General features: G+C 47.7%; 2 protein-coding genes. Both read right to left on the bottom strand.

The genetic code is table 11. The annotated features are described in order from the left end of the window. Nucleotides 1-758 (bottom strand): Zn-ribbon-containing protein (locus R7E42_RS24385; protein WP_318073144.1); only part of this gene is annotated, 758 nt, incomplete at its 3' end. A 2-nt stretch (nucleotides 759-760) separates the two neighbouring features. Beyond that, the gene (gene syd / locus R7E42_RS24380) at nucleotides 761-1,306 is read right to left on the bottom strand and encodes a SecY-interacting protein (protein ID WP_318073145.1); all 546 of its coding nucleotides are present in this window, start codon (nucleotides 1,304-1,306) and stop codon (nucleotides 761-763) included. Nucleotides 1,307-1,320 lie beyond the last annotated feature (14 nt).

Here is a 1,320-nt window from a genome sequence, read left to right as displayed (position 1 = left end):
GAGATATTCGAAACAATTCGGCACTCGTCGCACTTAAAATAGAAGATGTCATGCAATGGCTCATCAAGCAGCCACTCTCCACCACACTTCGGACACTTACGTGCTTTCTCGCTCTCCAACGACTGACCGCCCACACGATACTGATAATAGTAAGTTGGAATCTTGGTGATGTATTCGATACGACCACGCAAATCCCAACCACGGCGGAACAACACACTGTCTACGTCGCAAATTTCGTGCAGCGCCGCATGCTCTGCGCGGCACCCACCCGCCATTTGGATTTCATCGCACGCTTGCCATTCCGTCTGCCATTTGATGACCGCTTTATGATCGCCATTGAGTGTCGGATCATTACGATACAGTGGAATTGGCAACAAGGTTTCACCACTGCGCAGTGGCGAGCACGTGTGCACATACGTCGTGTAGAGCACTTGCCAACTTGGCGCTTCGTCTTCGGCCGCTTGTTCTGAATTTAAATCACGACCAAGCATACGCATTTTCGGCGCAAGCAAAGACGCATCCGACAAACGATTCATGCACACTTTAACGAAATCTGAATGATAACGCGGATGCAAACTGTCTTGTTCCGGGCAAACCACGCGCACAAAAAATTCGCCATCGCCCATCACTATCGGGAATTCACGACCTAGCACTTGGCCGTTGTAACGCAACGCATCCATCAAACCGTTAATGGCTTTATCTACCGCACTGACGGTGGTGTTATCAAAACACTCAAATTGCAACTCAACAACGTACATGCTTACACCGCAGCCTCAATTTTGGCCAAAAACTCCACAATATTCTCTGCGAGCACTTCGCGCTTATCTGTTCCTAAACGCTCTAAAATCACATTGCCCGTTAAGTTACAAATTGAAATCACGTCCAATTCTGCATCCGTCGCTGCGATAAACACCGTCGGTTTTAGCTTTAGACGACGCTGTGTCACCAAGTGACCCAAAATGTTCTCTTGTAAGCGAACAAAATCGTCATCACTCCAAACTTGAAGCAATGTCAGAGGATTCGTCTGCCACGTTGCGTCCATATCCGCACTGTATTGAGATCCATAAAACGCTTTAATGTCTTCATGCAGCGTCAACTCAATCGCATTTTCAACGTTAGTAAAATCCGCCATCTCTTCTCGCGGGAATGCTTTCCACAATACCACGCCGTCACACTTCTCTTCGACACATGGAGAAACAAGATCAGCAAGCTCCTCATTGCGAGGCAATTCATTATGCTTATTTTGCCAAGCTTGTTGGTAGCGCAGGCTGAACTCTTGTAGCGCCTGAGTAACGTTTTGGGTCATGAAGGTCTCCTCAT

It is taken from the genome of Vibrio sp. Vb1337 (genome assembly GCF_033338715.1).
Classification (GTDB): Bacteria; Pseudomonadota; Gammaproteobacteria; order Enterobacterales; family Vibrionaceae; genus Vibrio; species Vibrio alginolyticus.
The sequence above is the reverse complement of the archived record's forward strand: the minus strand, read 5'-3'. Positions and strand labels throughout refer to the sequence as shown.